We start from the raw sequence: 18,813 nt of genomic DNA on the forward strand, positions 1-18,813 counted from the left end.
GACTTATTCGGTGAGCACAATAATACTAAGACCCGGAAACCTAAATAAACTAAGCTATGAAAAATTTAGGTTCTGGTCTTTATACATCTATTTGAAGTACTCTGGATAATTGGGCTTTCGGTATTTTATATCATTAATAATTGTATTTGTCTCAAAAAACAAATTCCTTTTAATCGAGTTTTTCTGTTCAATTAGACTAATTAAATAACTCATGAAGTTTTTGTTTCCAGCTTGGGTTCCCAGATTCGCTTTAATTTTTGATTTATTTTGTTTTTCAATTGAACTATAGTCCGTTAAGTCCCCGTCTGGTTCAAAAACGTATTTCTTGGAAATAAAAACATACTCCCTAATTATGTCAGCAATATTTTCAATCAAAGTATCGCGTTTGAATTTATTCAACCAGTTCTCTATGTCTCTTAAAAGTAGCTTGCTATCTATCTCGTTAAGAGCCTTATAATCGGAAATTGTCTCAAAATGAAGAATCTGAGATTTTAGATTTGCCCAAATGTCATTAATTGAATCCTGAGAAAAGTAAAATTGTTTTTTTGTTTTTTCAAATGATTTAAGATATCGCTCCCTATCTCTTTTAGATTTAATTAATAGCGTAAAAACATCTTTGTTCGAGAAAAGACTGGTACTATTAAAAAATTCGCTGAATTTATCAGGACTATATTTTTTTACAAAAAATAATAACTCCACTTTGAAGTTTTGATCTCTCCAATCTAAATTGGAAATTAACTTGACTAAGCTATCATCAAACTCCATATTGCTTATCGAAAACCATAAATCATACCTATACTCCCTAATTTTGATTAATGAGTTTAGGCATGCCTTCGATTCTTCAAAATCACTCAACAGAAAAAGATGTTTAATCAGACTCAATCCAGTGACAGGTTCATAATTTGTACCATTACCTATTAAAAAGTCTTGAAGATCTAACTTAGATACAAAAAAAAGGACTTCGCATATTAATTCGAATTTGCCTCCTTCTCTACTATGGAATTTATCTTCTAGGCTAGTCTTTAAATACCTTACAAAAGAATCACTGAAATGAGCTTTAGTTAATAAATAATATGAAAGTTTAAATGAACTTGTATTGCGTTCAATTTGATTCTCAATGAACTCTTCAACTATTTTGTTGTAGCTATAGTTTTCAGGAAGATATTTTGTAAAATAAAAACTTGATGTCAAAGATTGTTTAAAATTTTGGCTCTGTTTCGATTTTCTTAAAACGTGCATTAGCACTTCATTTTGAAAAGAAGAATCTTTAAATCTGGAAGTGGTTACAAAATAATTCATAAACTCTAGGTAACCTCTGTTGCCTAATTCTTTTAGGAAATTTGAATACTCTTCAGGATTGTAATAATATTTTGCTGCTAACACTTCTCTAAACCTTCTATGAGGAAAATCATATAGCGTTCCCTTTCGGTCTTTTTGAATAACTGTGAATACATTACAATTAATCAACTGCATTGCAAAGTTTGGGTCATCCTTTTTGGACTCCTTTAGCTCCCTTATTATTGTTTTTCTCAGCTCAACATCTATGTCCTTATAATTATTGACAAAATGTACTATTTCTCGATTTAAATATTGGTCGTTAAAAACGGGAGGCTCTAATTCAAAAGTTTTTGCTGCAAAATATTTCAAGAACTCTACTTTCTCGTCGTAATAATCATTCCTTCTTTTAGTTATAGCCTCAATCTGGGCGTCAGAAAGATTTGAATTTTGAGCCTTAATATGATCTAAATCCTTGAGAAGTAATTCAATACAATCAGAGATAAGATTTTCTATGTTGTCAATCCAATCGATATTGTGCTTATCAGAATCCTTGACTTTGTCAATATACAAATAGCACATAACTGTCAGGAAAAGAGGATTCTTCGACATATCTCTGAATTCTTGGTCGTTTGATTGATTTATAGATTCGATAAAATATTCATCATTAAGTTTGTCTTTAATTCCTTCGAACTTCTTTTGACTTGTATATCTTTTGAAAATTTTAGAAACAAGCATATTTCTATTACTGCCTACTCCCATTAGTTGGACTGCCCTAAAGTTGGCAGGTGGCGCTAAAAACTCTCCACTACCCAAACTAAGTAAAGGGTAATGATAGAAAAAATCCTTTCTTGAGGAAAGCCATACTCTACATTGGTTAAAGAGTTCGTATAATTCAATATCTTCTTTATTAATGTTCTTCTTCCAATTCTCTTCCATTGGAAACATTATAGCTTCCAGTTCTTCCCTAATAAAATTTCGTCCCTCGCCAAAATATATCTCATCGTAGCCATCTAGGAAAAACATTAGTTTTGAATCTATCAATAGATTGGTAAAGTGTTTTCTACTCTTAATGAAACTTATTGAATTCAACGTATATTCCAAAATTGGTGAAGGACTTATATTCTTTAATAGTTTTAACTGTACGAATATTGGAATTACATTTTCACTTTTGTTTAAGAATCTAGATTTAGTCTTTTCATTAAGAATTGATAAAATAGCATACCTTTGAAGTGTTGTTTTGCCAAATCCAGCAGCTCCTAGAAAAAGAATTTTTTGATTAGAAATTAAACGTTCTTGGTTATTTATATTTTTTACTATTTCTGAATTCTCTAGGTTTAGGGTCGATAGATTTAAAGATCCTATCTCCACTTCAACATAATCCTCTAAAACTTCGAAATCAGCACCCTTATATAGAAAAGGCATACTGCTCACCAGCTCACCAAGTAAGGATTTGTAATTTTTGAGTGAAGCATATTTAGGAAGATTTATGCGTTTTTATATTTTCTAGAAAAAAAGGTGATTATGGCTGTAACTGCAAATACAATGAGTCCTTGAACAAGGAAGTTATCTAATACATTTTCCACAAAAGAATACATAAATCGTTAAATTTTTAAGAGAATATAAAAAGGCAAAAACAGTACAGTGAAAAATCAATGATAATAATTAGTTATCAGTTATTGCTTAATGAAGTTTAGACTCTCTAAAATCACTCTTTTAAGCATTTTGGCTGGTATTTTAAACAACTAAGTAAAGTTTTGGGGAAAGATATCAGGCAAAATAGTAAAATCTTTTCAATTCATCGACATGGAAAAACCTTAAAAAAATTGAGGTTTTCCTATGTCTAATCACAAATGAAAACCTCATAAAAACTAAGGTTCTTGTTCGCGTTTTTCTTTTAATCTAAAAAATTGACTTTTAATCGATTACAATTATATTAATCCTCGTATTTTGTATTTTTCGAGCAGTAAACGGCCACCAAATTTTTCATACTTTTTCTCTTGTCTATGGGTTTCATTAAACTTTAAGACTTCCATATGACTTCTTATCAAAATCGAAACTGGCATCTTGAAAAAATAGGTGATGAAAATCTCAAATCTTATTTGAGTTATATACTAACATATCAAAAAGAACAACTCCAATGGTATGAGGATAAAAAAGGAAAGAGAAGAAGTTTCTCGACATGGTTACTTAACATTGCCTTACTAACATTTTCCTTAAGCCTAATTCTCCCACTAATTCCGGGCTTGATTAGTAGTTCTTTATCTACGAGCGGACTTAGCTCGTTTTACGCTTCAGGTTACATTGCACTAATAATTACAACAATTATTCTATTGGGGGACAGGCTATTTGGACACTCCAATGGCTGGATAAGATACACCTTGGCCTATCTGCAAATGGATAGAGTCACATCAGAATTCCATAATAAATGGTTAGTAATACTTCCGAGATTGGAAGGCGATGGTCAACCCGAAGAAACTAGGGTTACGGCATATGAGCTACTGGAAAAATTTGATATAGCCTTAAAGGATATTGTAAATGATGAAACAAACAATTGGAAGAATCTTTTCACTGACCAACTAGCTGAATTTTCCAAAAAAGCTGATTCACGTCTGGAGACTATTGGACAAGAGATTTCAAAATTTAAAGAAGTTAATGACGATAGAAAAATCAACTTTAACCCTGTTCACCTAAATTTAGAGCTCAAAAATATTCCAGATAAATCCTCGATTAAAGCCCAGCTAACTATAGATTCAAATCGAGTCTTGGCAAAAACACTAAATCAAAATGGAAACACTTGGGCTGTAAAGGACATTCCTGTTGGGATATATCTTTTTGAGTATTCTATAATACCCGATAGCGGAGATATAAAATTATTTCAAGAGTTTATAAATATTACTGGTGAATCCCAAATTAAGAATGTCCAAAAAAGTATTACGGAGCTACTTTGAATAATTAATCAACATCAAAAACATCAAACAAAATAGAACTAGAATGAAACTATTTGAATTTAATGAAAAAGATGTAATCACATCAGAACTACTGTTAGAAGATTTAGATCAACTTCAATCTCTGGTACAAGATCCCTCCTTTGCAACTTTTGGCTTACCTCAAAAAAGAGGAGTTGTGAATTACACTAAAGATAAGGGAAATAATATTTCAGCAAATGACCTAAGAAATCAATTTATAACCTTTCAACTTTCTAACAAAAAAGATGGCCCCGCCATTTTAGAATCGTCTGAGGTTATATCCACAATAGATGGAAGTACTAATCAACCTGATGTTCTAGTGAATTTAGAAATGCAATCTTTCCATATCGGAAATGATGTTAATGTAGACAAAAATACTAGGGCTACTATGAGAATAAACATAGGCAAAGATGAAAGTTCCACAGATAAGTATTTTGATACCGCATTCTGGAGTATCGCTGCTGGACTTGATTTATATAATAAAGCACAAAATAAGCCGGCTGACCCAAAGGATCTAAAAGCTGATTTCAAACAAGCTTTTGGAAACAGGCCAATTGAAATACCTGGTGGTCTGGCAAAAATGACTTTTGAGGTTGTAAAACATCGAGAGCCAAAATGGTGGCAGCGAATATTCAAATTTCTTCAATCTGATACCGGCAAGACTCTAACTTCCACTATTGGTTTCCCGGCTATTACTAATAACGCCATAAACCTTTTGGATGAGTTGCTAAATAAACTTGATAAGTCCGATCCAGAAATACTTTTCAAAAGCAGACCTTTGAGACTTGCCTTATCTGAAAAAGCAAAATCGGATTATACTGGAGGAAATGAAAGAATTAAAATGGGGTCTTTAAGCCCAGGGTTTTGTGTTCTAGCAAGAGGAAAAGACTTTAACACCTTCATCAATTCAAATGCATTTTATTACCCTGCCTACGGGAAGTTAGTACCTTCTAATGTATCCAATGCTGACTTAGTAACAGGAAATTATGAAGACCCTTTTAAAAATGTGACATATTCAATTTTTAGAATTGGAATGAAGGAGCACAAACTAGATCCAACTTTTAACTATGGAAATTAGTACCAATGACTAACGTTAAAGCATATACTGACAGTCAACTACTAGAACAAGTAGAATTAATAGGGGGTGAAATTCCAAATATTGGAAAATATTTAATTATTGGAGTACAATCCATAGAAGATGCCTTTAACATTTTTGATGACAAATTCTATGTTTTCGATGGCCCTAAATTTAAACAAGTGAGCACCGGAACTACCAATGCTGGCAAAGACGCCTTGTTTTTATTCAAAAATCATAACCTCCCCGGTGCTGCTGTTTGGAAAACAAATCAATGGTGCCCCAATACATACACAAGAGGTATGCATATATCTGGAAAATCTGGTAAAAAGATGCGGGCATTAAAGCAAAGAAAACCAGTGTTCTTTTTTAGGGATAGTGACGAGAATCAAAATGTAAATGAACAAGGTACTTTATATAAAGACAGTATAGGTCTGAATATTCATGGCGTTGACTATAATCCCTTTAGTACCGTTACAAAAGAATTTATCCATGGATGGTCATTCGGTTGTCAGGTATGGAATAGAATGGGCGATTATGGACAAATGATAAATGCCGTTTGGAAAAGGAATAAACCAGTAGATTATGCTCTTTTAAAGGAATTCTAGTTTTCAAATGCAATTCGATAGAATGAATTGTTGCCCTGCGTTTTAATCAAATGGAAACATAATAAAAAAACACTAATGAAAAAACCTATTTCCGAACTAGTTTTTTGCATTTGGATAATATTATCAGGAATATCATTCTACTTCTGGTTAATAGAAATAGATAACGTTCAATCTGAAAATACTTTTCTTGTTATTTTGGGTTGTGTTGTTTATATGATGATTCTACTAGTGTTTTTTAGGTCATTCTACATTAAGAGATATTTAAATAATAAATCAGAAACTAATACCAATTACAATATTAAAGAAGACTTGGTACAAATAAACGGGGAAAGGCTCTTTAAACTACAAAAAGATCAAATAAAAACCATTGTGGGTGATTTGTTCAAATCTTTAGATTTTAAACAAGCGGTTGTAGAGCATTTACCTGATGGTAATTTGGGCAAAGAAGGTTTAGATTATATGAAATTTATTCTTGTAAGTCTCGAAAGAAAAAAAGAGAGCCTAAAAAAAACTACGCAATATTTTTTAGCTGCTGCTACTTCTTTGACGATAATATTTTCTTTGGTAGTATTGTTTTTTGGTTATTCACTTATTGAATCAGATTCTGTTGGATTTAACAAATCACTCAAAAACCTTGATAAAAATCTGGTTCTCATCTCTGAAAATCAAAGAACTAATTTGATACAAAGACAGAGAATTTTAGCTGAAAAAATTATAGGTGATACTGAATCTGTAAATACTAAAATTTTGAGCTTCAGAAAAAAATTAGAAGATAATTTTGGAGAAAAATATAGTAGTTCATTCAAAATTAATCCTCCTGGTGTGGCCAATTTAATCGAGCAAGAAAATGATATTAATTTTCTTACTAATAGAACAGATGAAATTAGAGACTCTATCAATACTATTGTTTTGGAATCTGGTACAAGCAATGAACTAGAAAAAGATAAAAATGAAATATTAAAATACCTAAAAGAATATCAGGATAAACTCGAGGACGAAAAGGACTTCATTGTTAATGGAGATGAGAGAATACAAAAGTTGTATTCCGACACAGCTTCTTCTTTAAATCTGGTTGGAAACAAGGTTGAAACTTTAAACAAAGACAACTATCTGCAGGAATTCTTAAAAAGGTTAGCTATTGGAGTTATTGTAGTTTCCTTCTTTCTTGCTATAATTCGGTTCTGTATAGGACAGTACAAGCTGAATTATAAAGAAATGATCGCTACTGACTCTGACGGCCTTCTCGTGAGAAAGAGTTTTGTTGCATTAAAAAACATAGATGATGTTGAAACTAAAAAGCTAGTGTACCAATCTTTCTTTGATAAAATTATCATCCCTCAAAATTCAGATAACTATAAGAATATAGATGTTAACGAACTGTTGAAATCTATCATGGGAATTATTCAGAAAAAGGGAGGATAAGCCGTTTGTAATTGACTAGCTGCATATCAATATTTAACAAATTCGTTTTTAAGTCACCTATTCGGTGAGCATGAAGTTTAATATAGCCAAAAGACCCTTATTTATTAAGGTTTTAAAAGTTAGGTTCTAGTCCCTCCGGCTCCACGACACTCAAAAATATGCAGCAGATTGGGTTTTGGTGAATACCAAGCTCGCTTGAGTATTTTACCAAAATCAAGATGCCCATTGCCTAGGCAATGGGTATTTTTATGTGCACTACTGGTTAGGAAGGAAGAACGAAGTGAATCCCTCCGGCTCCACAAAAAAAGCCAGCCATTGGGTGGTCTTTTTTCTATGTATCATGCCAGGTATCAATTTTGACCCGAGCTGAGGTTGAACAAGTGAAACAGGACAAAATCAGCTATTCAGAAACCATACTACTTAATCAAATTTTCCTCCGGTAATATTTCAAAATCAGGAATATCAACATGACATTGGTGCTCTTTTTTAGCTGTTATTGCTCCCATAGAAAGCAAGGCAAATGGTAGCATATAAGGATCGGCCTTGTGGTAATTCACCTGATACCCCAAATCTTGAAGGGAGGCAACTGTAAGTCGGCTTAATGCGTTTCGACCCGGATCGTCAAAACCGGTCATAAGTTCCGAATCAAAAACCGATTCTCTCCAATGTCCTTCCCTAGTGCCAGCCCCTCCGGTATTCGCAATCGGAACGAATATAGGGTTCACAAAATTCTTCAATGTGGCATATTCCCGCATTGCATTGGCACCTGTGAATTCAGGGTTGTCGGTACCCGATCCGCGAACTAATCCTAAGTCTGACCATAAGGTTCCAATTCCCAAAACATGGCCCATTTCGTGTATGATTACGTCAATGAGCTCTCCATCGTCCTCCATTCGCTGCAAGTCCGCTGAATCAAACTCCATAATTCCCCTGGCCGGCAGCAGACTTCCCGGCCTAACACTGGTAGGGCCTGCTCGTCCTAAAATTCCACTAGGGCCATCGATTACTTTGCCTTCGGCATCGATGACCACATCATCTACCACACCAATATCCGTATCGATGGAAGGAAGATCTCCAACTATGATCTCGGACCACCGGTCCGCAGCAACTTGGAAAATTGCTTTTTGGCTATCTGTAAGGCCGCCCAAAAAGTTTACTTCTACCTTGAAGGGTCTTGTTGGTTGCGGGGTGCTATCGCTTTTTAAGGCGAGCGTCCACGATTTTAAAACACCGCCATCCAGATTTGCCAGATCTTCGATTATTAATTTCCAGGTACCGGTTGGAGATATCCCTTGAAAATCTGCCAGTTGGCCTTCTGGCCGAAAAGTTCCAGTATAAGGTGCAGATGCAGCCGTAATCGAGTCGGTAGCCGTGTCATCAAACGTAGTATCGCGGAAATTATCCCCTCCCCCTCCTTCGCGTTCCACCAATAGAACCTCCTCGTTAACCGGGCTAACAACGGTGATTTTAAGGTCGCCGGTAAAAGTGTGATCCAAATCTATAGTGATACATACCATTTCTACGCTAACATCAGAAAGGCCTTGCACATTGATTTGAGATTCAATAGTATTAACCCCGGTTGCAGGGATGGGTGTTAGGGTACGATTATGAAAAACAAATGGACCCGTATTCTGGTCTGGTTCATCCGTTATGATTTCCAGTTCGCATTCATTCAATGATCCCCCGTCGCGAATCGCAAGATCAGCAACTTCCAAACTCCAAACTCCATTTGCATTTGCACCGTTGAACTGGCCCAGAGGTTCCATGGGTCTAAATACACCCTGAAAAGGAGGACTGCCGCTGTCTATACCCGCACTTGCATTATCATCAAAGGTGGTTTCGCTAAAATCATCTCCACTGCCTCCAAGCCTATTTACCAACATCACTATTGTACCATCAGGACTTTTTAGCCGAATTATTAAATCACGGGTATACGTATGATCAATATCAAGCTTTACATTAACATCCGTGATATTGCCACCCGTACCCTCGACATGTATACTGGAGTCGATCTGGTTTGGAGCTCCAGTACCGATTGAGACCGATTGTTCGTTTTTAAAGTGATAAATTTTCATACGTTTAGATCTTTTTAATTGTTTGATGAAAAGTCATTTAATAAATTGAGAACGTATGTAAAAGCTAAGCTCACGCACTAAGAATTTCCTTTGCTGAAGTAATTTTTAAAACTTTTTAATGCTCGTTTCATCTGTTTTTATTTAGAAGTTTTTCACAGTTTTTTATGTTTCCCTTCGTACCAAAATTAAATGGCAGTATTTTCACGGAATTGTTTCAGCACTACGCTTCTTTCAATATCGGACTCATAAGTACAATTCATACCAGGGAAGCCACCAGGTCCGCATCAGGGGCCACAACGGTTTCATGCAACCCCGTAGTAGCTAGAAAATCATTGGAAAATACCTCGGCCATTTCCGATGTGAGCAATGCGCTTCGGTAAGACTTCCAGGTTTCCGAATCATCTCCATACATATGCTGTACTAACCCTGCAAATGCCCAATCGGAATTTTTACCCCAATGCAACGTAAAAGGAATATTATTTTGCTGTAATACCTGAATCATTCGCCGCCCATATTCCTTGAGACTCATAAGCTTCTTGGTCTTCTTCCATTGTATACCATCTATTTCCAACATACAGGTAATTGGGAAGCGCGCAAAAGATAGTGTCGCCATACTTTGTTTTATAAAACGCATAGCAAATATTCCAGGAATAGGGCCTTCATCCCGGGTCATTTTTGTAATTGCATTCAACGCTTTCACAGAATCTCTGTGATCTATTCCCACGGAACAGGCGAAAGCGGGTCCTTTATACTGTGCATCCCAAAACGTTTCATATAAAGTACCTACGGATGCCTCTTCTTTAGTCAAGGGCAAAATATTTTTTTCCAGTCGCTTAATAAAGAAGGGAATAGTCTTAGGCCATTTCTGGCTTATTTTAATAAGCACATTAATAAGATCCGTATAAATGGAGTTTTCAATTACGGTAAAGGGATCCGGATACGGGGTTTGGTAAGGCTTTTTAAACATAAATTCCACCACATACTCAGATTCATCACTATAGGGATTAAAGAAGACCTTATAGTGATATGGACGCAACCCATTACCATTGGCATCTCTTTCTTCCGCAATGCTAAACAAGGAATTCTTAAAGTCCATTGTTTCCGCTAACTCTAGTGCGATATTCTTATCAATTTTCCTTACATAACGCTTTAAAAGATAGCGGTCTTCGGCTTCTATGGTTACGCCATGAATAAACCCAAACGAACCCATGCTCACCAGGGCCGCATTGAACAATCCATCATTGCGGATGACCCTGGCCTTTATTTTGCTTGCGAATTCATCTGAAAGTCCAGGCTTCGTATGTCGTTCTAAGTAGATATTATCTTCTGGCCTTGGCCCAACAATAAGGTTGAGTCCTACCACATAGTCTTGCACAGAGCCCACGTCAATCGCAGAACCGTGTACCCCCGTAGAAATACATCCGGCTATGGTCTGTCCATTGCTGGCCCCACAGGTCTTTAAAGACTTCTTATGAGCTTCAAGAACCTGGGAGATACGTTTTATGGTAGCCCCACATTGAAAAAAAAACAAATTCTCTCTGGCGTAGGGCGATGTATTATGCACATCATCATCCGAAATTGGAATGTTGATGGTCATATACCTATTGTAATGCATCCGATCCTTGTTGTAGGCCACGTTTGACATGGACCATCGCGACCCGTAGGCCCTGAATCCTTCCCCATTATCAGCGGCTTCCTGGATCAACCCCCTAATTTCCTCTCCGGTGTCATTGTACTGTGCAATTGTAGAGGACAAATCTAAACTAGAACCGTTATGCGTAATATATCTATGTTTTAGCTGCCAGGGACCATTCTTGTGAATGGTGTTCCATTGTTCCATGAGGTGGGTAATCGTCTCTGCCATAATAATGAAGTTTAGGGTTGCATACAGACATACTTTATGGACACTTTGCGCTTTGCGCCAAATGTGACCAAATAAAGCAGGGAGCCTCCAAAGCTATTTTTAAATTGTACCGAATGTAACTTGCCAGATGTACAGCGATCTCGTTGGGTCTTGATCAGCGAATAATTTGTGGTAACACCGGCCGGTACCACGGTATCATATTCAATCACCATTTTATCTTTAAAAAAGTCGTCTCTTTCATTTTCCTCAGGCATATAATTACCATGTGTACTGGTAAGCACAACGGAATAACAGGACTGAAGGAGAGCACAGACCAAAAAAATAGCGGAAACTCTGAAAAACACTTTACCGATAATTTTCATACTAAAAAATTTATGATAGGTTTGGTACCGAAAAGGCAGTCCGCTTATAGCATTGCTACCTAAAAATGTACTACTTAGGGGGAAAGGTGAAATGGTCCAAACAATTAGCAGAACCTATTGTACAGTTCGGGAGATCTTCTTATAAATACCGCATTTTTGTATTCAAAACGGTCACCCGCCTAATACGATTAAATGTACTACGTAGTTGTATGACTTTTCCTCCTTTTTGTGTAAACAACCGTAAATACTGTATAGTTTGCGTTTTTAAATGTGCAAATAAGTTGGTCGGGTTGATGGATTGTCACTATGTGTTCGTCATTGCGAGAAGCTTGCGGCAGATTCCTTGAAAAGCATCATGGTACTGACGAGTGAGGAGTATAAATGGTCGTATGGGCTTGTTATAACAAGCGTAGAAGGTTTTTACTATCTTAGAAACGAACAAACCCGATATATGGCTAAAGGCAAATCCTGGTTACGCACCCTCATAGACCTTCTGGAGGTCTTGTTTAATAGCTTACAACAAAGTAAACGAGGCCGTACCTGGCATCAACATGTAGTACCTTATGAAGACGGATGGGCAGTACGTCGCGAAGGGAATAAACGCGTTACGAGCAAGCACCGAAAACAGAGCACGGCGATACGGAAGGCCAAGAGCTTGGCTCGCAAATACAAGGCCGATGTCATTATTCATAGAGCCACCGGTGGTATTCGAGAGCGGATATCCTATGATGACCGAACAATCTAACCATATCAAAAAAAGCTTCATTTGAGCAGCAATGCGCTTCCCGCCAATTTCCCTAGGGTGGATACCCTGAACAGGAGTTTAATACCAATGCTCACCCGTAAAAGACGAACATCGAGATTGGAAATACTTCCCAGCACACTTCCTGTATTGAAATCAAAATCACCGTTGATACGACTAGAGAGGTCGTAGTTGACTTTTAGGTATATCAGTGCTCTGAACGTATCTCGATCATAAATTTCCTCACCATTACTACCCTCGCCGGCAATAATCACTTCACGACCCAAAATGGCCGATGTATATCCGATATTGCTCAAAAACGATTTCTGTGATTGCTCTCCTATACGCGTGTTATTTCGAGTCGTATTTTGACGTGCCTTCGAAACTATGGAATAGCCTCCACCCAGGGCCAGCCAGGTATGTCCACTACGGTTTACCTTGCCCAATCGAAATTTCAGATATACCGGAATTTCAAAGTTAACCGATGAAATGGAATCAATCACGGCCCCATCATCAGGAGTAATCTGGTATTTCAAAGTATTATAGTTGAATTCGGCAAAGAAGCCCAGTGCTGAATTCGGTGAATACACATCAATACCCAGATTAAAACTAGTATTGACTGCTGGCTTGTCATAAGTGAAATAATCTTTCGGAGTAGTGCCCTGTTGTGAAACCCAAAGTAGTTTCCGGGTATCATTACTCTCAAAGCCAATAGCGGATTCTGCCCCGAGACTTAGGCCGATTCTCATATTCTTAGTGGTGAAAAATTCTGGATTAATGGCCACATCTTGTGCCAGGGACAAATTAGCTGACAACACACCATAGACGATAAAAAGAATTACCTTTTTCATTACTTTTTTTTCTTAGTTCTTCGTTTGGTAAAGACCTGGGTCTCCAAAAAGGAAACATCGCGCCCCAGCTCTTTGGCCTTATAAAAGTATTTTACCGCTAGCTGACGTGTTTGTCGGCGTGAATACCCCATTTTCTTGCCGATTTGGGAATAATTATTTTCCATCATCAAACACATGAAGTAATAGTTCTCCCCGTTCAATACACCTGAGTTTTGGTATTTGATATAAGTCCTATACGTATTCAGCCATTTGCTTTTCGAATACTTTGCCTCATTGTAGGCTTTTTTTATACGGGCCATGACCTCCTGCGGAGAACCTGTTTCACAACGTTCGATTTGTCCATCGATATAGGCTATGTCCGCCACGCTATACGATCTCGCACTTTTATAGTAGTTTATTGCATCTTCGAAGAGGCCGGCATCGTATTTCGCATTTGCGATTTTTAGATTGGCCTGATAGTTCTTTAACGCGATTCCATTCTTAGAAGCATTTTTTTGTGCTAAAACCCAAGCGGTTTCAGTGCTGGGAAACTCCCGCTCAAAAATGGCCAACCGTTGTTCGGCCTCCCTAAATTTTTCATGTTGAATCAAATTCGCGATTTCTATCTTGGTCCTTTCCTTAGTCAACAATAGATTGCAATTGCGAACCCCGTCAATGGCATAAGTATTTGATGGATTGAAAGACAATACCATCTCATAAAGACGCTTGGCATTAAAGTAGTTTTGGTCGGCAAAAGCGGCATTTGCGGACTTCAAATGTTCTCGCTCCAATTTCAATCTATCCTCTTCAATACTATTCACACTACATTGCACCATCAATTCGGTATTGTTGTGTGCGGTATTGAACAAAGCGTACTCCACAATATACCCGTCACCTTCTTTGTAAAGCCCGAATATCAACTCTTGCTCCCTTGTTTTGTCTTTATACTTCAGTGTTTTAAGCACTATGGCAAAAACATAATACCTTCCATTTAAATTTGAGGTGCAGTCCAAGACCTCGGTTTCTTCAAACTCGATATCGATACTATTCTGATATTCAATATCAATATAAGCCAGATAGTTATCGATGTCGTTCTTATTGGCATAACTCGTATCAAATAAATCGTTTTGGTGTATATATACGTCCGAATCATAGTCAAATACACCATATAATAAGTTTTCGTACGAATTGTTGACATCAATATTTTTGGAGTAATCCGTTATTGAGGTAATATAGAGATTACATACCTCTTTGATCTTGTCGATATCCGAGTTAGCCCAGGTTGTCCCAGCAGAGCATATAGCAATAAAAAGCAACAGAAACCTACTCATCATTCTCTTTTGCTTCAATAATCTCTATAGCTTCTACGGCAATACTATCAAAGTATAGTTTCCATTTTGCGCCTAGAACCGTGTGTGCCTTCTTAAGAACAAACGAGCCCTCTTTTTCCGTCAAATCGCAATATGAGTAATTCATAAGTCCCTCATCGGTAGTGCGCTGGGCACCTTTGGCGACCCCGCAAAAACGTTGTACAAAGTTGTACTTGGCGATATACCAATTTGGCTTGCTAGGGTGGGGTTTGAAATCCTCGATTTGCAGGGAAACAAATTCTACATCAACCACACTATACCTTTTTTGGTATCCTGGAACTTTATCGTAGAGGTAATCCTTGATTTTATAAGTGGAAATACCCGATTTCACACTAGCAGTTTGAATGGTAGCCTCTGTTGTAAACTTTCGCAACAGACTCTTTATTAATGCCTTTTGGACCCTCCTACTCGAGGCATTTGCAATTTTCTGCAATTTGGAGTCAAAGGTTTGTATCTCATCTTGAACTTCCTTTTGGAATTGCTGCTTATCCCCTTCGGACAATGTATTGAACTTTTGCCCTTGGACTTGAAAGGAAACAAAAACCACAAAAAACAAAGCATACTTCATAATAGCTCTTTAGCATCATGACACTCGGCGATGTGCATTCCCGATATCTTGCCGCTTTTCTTGGAGGTTTCCAGTCTGAAAATCGCCACATCATGAATAGACTCTAAAACCGCGAGCTTACTAGTGAAGTAATGAATAGCTTCTCCAGGATCGTATACATCAGGATTGGAATCTCCCTTACTTTTGTAACTAGCGACATAGGCCTTGTCATCAAAAAAATCGCGATATACTGCTTCCGCCTTGTACAACCGTTGCTCATCGGTCTGGTTCACGTCAATAATCGCCTGTATTCTGGATTTCAGCTCAAAGGCGTCAACGAGCGTTTCCATACCACATGGATTTTCTGTTAGTAGGGGATCCCCGATTGGCAGAGGAGGTGATTCGAGTCTCATTTCTTCGAGTTCCCTAGGGTTAATAATGACCACCACTTTTTTCGATGGATTGTCACAAGCCGTCTCCGCTATTTTGCTGTGCACCTCTTTGGAAGTATGCAATACCGGAACACCTTCATATTCATCCAGTTCGGATTCCTCGGAATACAGCACAACTATGTTATCCGTTTTTGTCAAGTAGCTCGCCAGTTTTAACTCTTTTCCTCCTTTCGGCTGTTTCAAATAGGGGGTAGTCAAACTATCGGTAAAATACTGTTGAAGCCACCCAGAGCTGAATTCCACGGTATTGTCCCCAATATTCTCAAAGTGCCAGGCGTTTGATTCCACTTCGGTTCTTTTGATATCGGCACGCACAAAGCTGATCGGTTTCAATAGGAAGTCCATTTCACATTCCGTCTTATGAAAAGGCATGGCTATGTCTTTGACATATTGGGGATATTTGTCGTCCCCAATAGCATTATCCAAGACCAAGGTCAGTGCAAGATTTTCACGAGGTGCTTCGCAACCTACTATACCGAATGTGAAAATCAAAAGTGAGACTTTGGCAATAAGGTTCTTCATAACTTATATGATTTGATTGTTCTTGCAGGTTATAGCAACACCTCTTTTTGCGCTTTCGCTGCCTTGCTTTTCAATTAAAAACTTGATTTCATCATCCCAAATGAGATGTATGTATTCGATTAATGCCTTTCCTTCTTCGTCGACCTTGAGTTCCGTATTCATGAATTTGGCGGGCTTGTAATCACCTTCATAATCTATAGGAATACTTTGCGAGGAGGGTTCCTTGCCATGGTGCAGTTCATTATGGTTTCGAAATTCCTTTCCCTTGATCATCCAAAAAGACAGATGGGCAAAGGCTTTTTCAGAACCGATGATGTGACAAACAGCACATAAAAAGGAAAAAATCAATACAATTTTGCCATTGGCCACACTGAACAAATTGAAACCTGGCGGTAGTACGCTGTAATAGGTATAAATTTTCCAACCTGCAATTGCAAAAATCAGCCCTATGGTGAGGTACCGTACTATAGCACCCATGGTTTTGCTACCATTCAATTCACGAAGTCTGCCCGCTTTGATCTGGGTAATGCGTGTATGAAAATCATCATCACTTTCATCCCGCTTTTTTGTCATACACTCTAACTTTGTCTTGAACAGTTCATTTTCCAAATTAGTGTGGTTAAAGCTTAAAATATAAGTTCCTAACAAAAAGGGGGTAATCGCCAATAATAGGTCCAAAATTACCGAACCTGTAATGAGCCCAAGATTTACGCCGGACTTTGCTAGAATAGAAAACCCTAGGTAGACATCAAAGGCTATGGCGGACAACATTAAGATGTAGAAAATAGGAATCGCTGATGACAAGGAGGCATACATCGAAGCGGTCTTATGACCAGAAAGCTTCAGTACCCTGCCTTGAGGGGTGAGCGACCATGCCTTTTTATAGGGGTCACTTGGATTGAAATAGGAGTCTCTGTGGTATGGCATCCGTTTGGTTTTGGTTGATTTAGTTTACAGTTTTTAACTCCCTATACTTCGCAAGCTGGAGTGTGAAAACCGTAACGAAATCCGTATTGGTCTTGTGGTAACAAACGTAGACCCAAGCAGTGTAAACACATTACGGGTACCCGTAATTGATAAAAAATCGTCGTAGTTATTCGACCAATAGAACGGAAAATCGGATGAACAGATAGGTCTAGAAGTTTATGCACTTACTCCTTCGATGCTATGATTTTCAAATAAAGTAAGAGCTTCAAAGAGATCTGGGCGAACTCCTTGATCAGTGTAATGTATAGTGGAAAGAAGTAGGTTAACCCTAGAATTGCGGCAAAAAGACCGAATCCCCCAAAATAACTGGCCCACCCGCGTATCGCCAGAACAGTCCCAATTGGGTAGGACAAAAATAGTATGGCATCAAAAACGCTAATCAGCCAAACGTAGAGTGGAAACTCTTTGGAAAGCTGATTGACTTCCCCTTGTTCCTCTTTTGCGTGGGAAAGGTTCATTATAGCGTTCATATAAATTTTGAGCGGTAAAGTAAATGGCATGACTATCAGCAATTCTAGCACACGCAAAAGCGTCTTACCCCAATCAATTTCTCTTAGGTCTTCGGTTAATGTTCTCATAGTTCGTTTGTGCTGTTATGGTACTGGAAATGACAATTGTTTGCTTAATTCTATTCCGGTGCTAGAGGTCCCCAATCCACCTTGCGAATGACATCAAAAATCAATCTCTTATCAAAATAGGGAACAGATTTACGGCTACACCAAATTCTTTAGTACTATCAATCACTTCCTTTAAGGAGAATGCGGATCGTGAACCCTCCAATGGCGGTGCATCCCCAATAACGACCATCATTCTTTTAGATGAAGAGGACCAGTCCATCTGACTTAAGGTGAACTGAATTCCGTCATACACGGATTCTGGAATATCCCCTCCTCCAAATACTCGTATTGAGTTCAAGAAAGTTATGGCATTGTCATAATTTGAATCAAGGTTTACCCATTGATACCATTCTGAAGTCGTGTTGGCATCATTGTAAGTAGCAATGCCCAATCTGGTACCTTCAGGCAGTTCGGAAATAATTGAATTAATGGAGTTTTTCACTTGCCTGATATCGTCGGCCATACTACTTGTATTGTCAATTAGGAAAATCAAATCAGTGCCGATTTCACTATTTTCCCTAATAATTTCAATAATAGTCTCAGGTACATCACTGGCGGATTCAGCATTATAGCGCTGACCATCGGTATATTCGGCAAGAACATCGAAGGATTCATCCAACGTAATGAACTTGGTGTTTCCCATAACCATATCGGATTGCTCGCTGAGTACATTACCGTTGAATGCCTCTACGCGATAATAATAAGACGAATTCGACACCACCCCCAAATCGGTGAATTCAGGTATTTCGGTGGTCCCTATTTCCACGAAGTTCATTTCTTCCCCAAAAGTAGAGGCATCCGCTCTAAAAACCCTATATCCCAAAGCATTGGGAACCGTATCCCAGCTCAAGCGCACCTTAAGTGCAGAATCTGAAGTCGCGGAAATCGACATCGGGGATCCTAACACCAGAGGCTCATCCTTGGAGCAGCTTAGACAAAGGAATACTATTCCGTAAAACACATACTTTAGTTTTTTTATGTTGTCCATTTTCATCTTGGTTTTGGTTCTTCAACAAACCTAAAGCACCATCCCAAAATGTGGTTACGGCAACCCGTAGCACAGGGATTTTAGAGGACTCTTTTCGTCAAAAGGACC

16 protein-coding genes and 1 pseudogene are annotated in these 18,813 nt (G+C 37.8%); 5 read left to right on the plus strand and 12 right to left on the minus strand.

The genetic code is table 11. The features are described from left to right. Positions 1-87 precede the first annotated feature (87 nt). On the minus strand, positions 88-2,709 hold the full coding sequence (locus ACKWCA_RS16925; RefSeq protein ID WP_413979394.1) for an NACHT domain-containing protein: 2,622 nt from the start codon (positions 2,707-2,709) through the stop codon (positions 88-90). Between the two features lie 602 nt (positions 2,710-3,311). Between ACKWCA_RS16925 and ACKWCA_RS16930 the strand changes: the two genes are divergently transcribed. The 4 genes from ACKWCA_RS16930 to ACKWCA_RS16945 all read left to right on the plus strand — a co-directional run bounded on the left by ACKWCA_RS16930 (position 3,312) and on the right by ACKWCA_RS16945 (position 7,349). Beyond that, positions 3,312-4,226, plus strand: coding sequence for an SLATT domain-containing protein (locus ACKWCA_RS16930; protein ID WP_413979395.1), 915 nt, complete (start codon positions 3,312-3,314; stop codon positions 4,224-4,226). Between the two features lie 43 nt (positions 4,227-4,269). Further along, positions 4,270-5,322: a hypothetical protein gene (locus ACKWCA_RS16935; protein ID WP_413979396.1), complete on the plus strand. Its 1,053-nt coding sequence runs from the start codon at positions 4,270-4,272 to the stop codon at positions 5,320-5,322. 5 nt (positions 5,323-5,327) lie between these two features. Then, a complete protein-coding gene (locus tag ACKWCA_RS16940; RefSeq protein WP_413979397.1) occupies positions 5,328-5,927 on the plus strand; it encodes a hypothetical protein in 600 nt (199 codons plus the stop codon). 75 nt (positions 5,928-6,002) lie between these two features. Beyond that, complete coding sequence (locus ACKWCA_RS16945; RefSeq protein WP_413979398.1) at positions 6,003-7,349, plus strand: hypothetical protein; 1,347 nt, start codon at positions 6,003-6,005, stop codon at positions 7,347-7,349. Between the two features lie 416 nt (positions 7,350-7,765). Here the strand turns inward: ACKWCA_RS16945 and ACKWCA_RS16950 are convergent, their stop codons facing one another. The 4 genes and pseudogenes from ACKWCA_RS16950 to ACKWCA_RS16965 form a co-directional block, all read right to left on the minus strand. Beyond that, positions 7,766-8,866, minus strand: a complete 1,101-nt coding sequence (locus tag ACKWCA_RS16950) for a proprotein convertase P-domain-containing protein (protein WP_413979508.1) — start codon at positions 8,864-8,866, stop codon at positions 7,766-7,768. 198 nt (positions 8,867-9,064) lie between these two features. After that, a pseudogene (locus ACKWCA_RS16955) lies at positions 9,065-9,424 on the minus strand (proprotein convertase P-domain-containing protein); the annotation flags it as partial. Between the two features lie 256 nt (positions 9,425-9,680). After that, the gene (locus tag ACKWCA_RS16960; RefSeq protein ID WP_413979399.1) at positions 9,681-11,288 is read right to left on the minus strand and encodes an FAD-linked oxidase; all 1,608 of its coding nucleotides are present in this window, start codon (positions 11,286-11,288) and stop codon (positions 9,681-9,683) included. Positions 11,289-11,299: 11 nt separating this feature from the next. After that, the gene (locus ACKWCA_RS16965; protein WP_413979400.1) at positions 11,300-11,650 is read right to left on the minus strand and encodes a hypothetical protein; all 351 of its coding nucleotides are present in this window, start codon (positions 11,648-11,650) and stop codon (positions 11,300-11,302) included. Between the two features lie 451 nt (positions 11,651-12,101). On the opposite strand from ACKWCA_RS16965, the gene ACKWCA_RS16970 reads away from it, so the two are divergent. Then, positions 12,102-12,395: a DUF2188 domain-containing protein gene (locus ACKWCA_RS16970; protein ID WP_413979401.1), complete on the plus strand. Its 294-nt coding sequence runs from the start codon at positions 12,102-12,104 to the stop codon at positions 12,393-12,395. Between the two features lie 17 nt (positions 12,396-12,412). Here the strand turns inward: ACKWCA_RS16970 and ACKWCA_RS16975 are convergent, their stop codons facing one another. From ACKWCA_RS16975 to ACKWCA_RS17005, 7 genes are all read right to left on the minus strand, one after another. Then, a complete protein-coding gene (locus ACKWCA_RS16975) occupies positions 12,413-13,243 on the minus strand; it encodes a hypothetical protein (protein WP_413979402.1) in 831 nt (276 codons plus the stop codon). Next, positions 13,243-14,556, minus strand: a complete 1,314-nt coding sequence (locus ACKWCA_RS16980) for a hypothetical protein (protein ID WP_413979403.1) — start codon at positions 14,554-14,556, stop codon at positions 13,243-13,245. Before ACKWCA_RS16980 ends, ACKWCA_RS16975 begins: the two co-directional genes overlap by 1 nt. Then, positions 14,546-15,160 carry a hypothetical protein gene (locus ACKWCA_RS16985; RefSeq protein WP_413979404.1) on the minus strand — a complete coding sequence of 205 codons (615 nt, stop codon included), beginning with the start codon at positions 15,158-15,160 and terminating at the stop codon, positions 14,546-14,548. Before ACKWCA_RS16985 ends, ACKWCA_RS16980 begins: the two co-directional genes overlap by 11 nt. After that, positions 15,157-16,113 carry a hypothetical protein gene (locus tag ACKWCA_RS16990; RefSeq protein WP_413979405.1) on the minus strand — a complete coding sequence of 319 codons (957 nt, stop codon included), beginning with the start codon at positions 16,111-16,113 and terminating at the stop codon, positions 15,157-15,159. The genes ACKWCA_RS16985 and ACKWCA_RS16990 overlap by 4 nt, the downstream gene beginning before the upstream one ends. Before the next feature lie 3 nt (positions 16,114-16,116). Beyond that, positions 16,117-17,040, minus strand: coding sequence for a hypothetical protein (locus ACKWCA_RS16995; protein ID WP_413979406.1), 924 nt, complete (start codon positions 17,038-17,040; stop codon positions 16,117-16,119). Between the two features lie 224 nt (positions 17,041-17,264). Further along, positions 17,265-17,678, minus strand: a complete 414-nt coding sequence (locus tag ACKWCA_RS17000; protein ID WP_413979407.1) for a hypothetical protein — start codon at positions 17,676-17,678, stop codon at positions 17,265-17,267. A gap of 100 nt (positions 17,679-17,778) precedes the next feature. Beyond that, entirely contained in the window at positions 17,779-18,705 is a 927-nt protein-coding gene (locus tag ACKWCA_RS17005) for a vWA domain-containing protein (protein ID WP_413979408.1), read from the minus strand. Positions 18,706-18,813 lie beyond the last annotated feature (108 nt).

The organism is Maribacter corallii, assembly GCF_047345415.1.
Lineage (GTDB): Bacteria > Bacteroidota > Bacteroidia > Flavobacteriales > Flavobacteriaceae > Maribacter_C.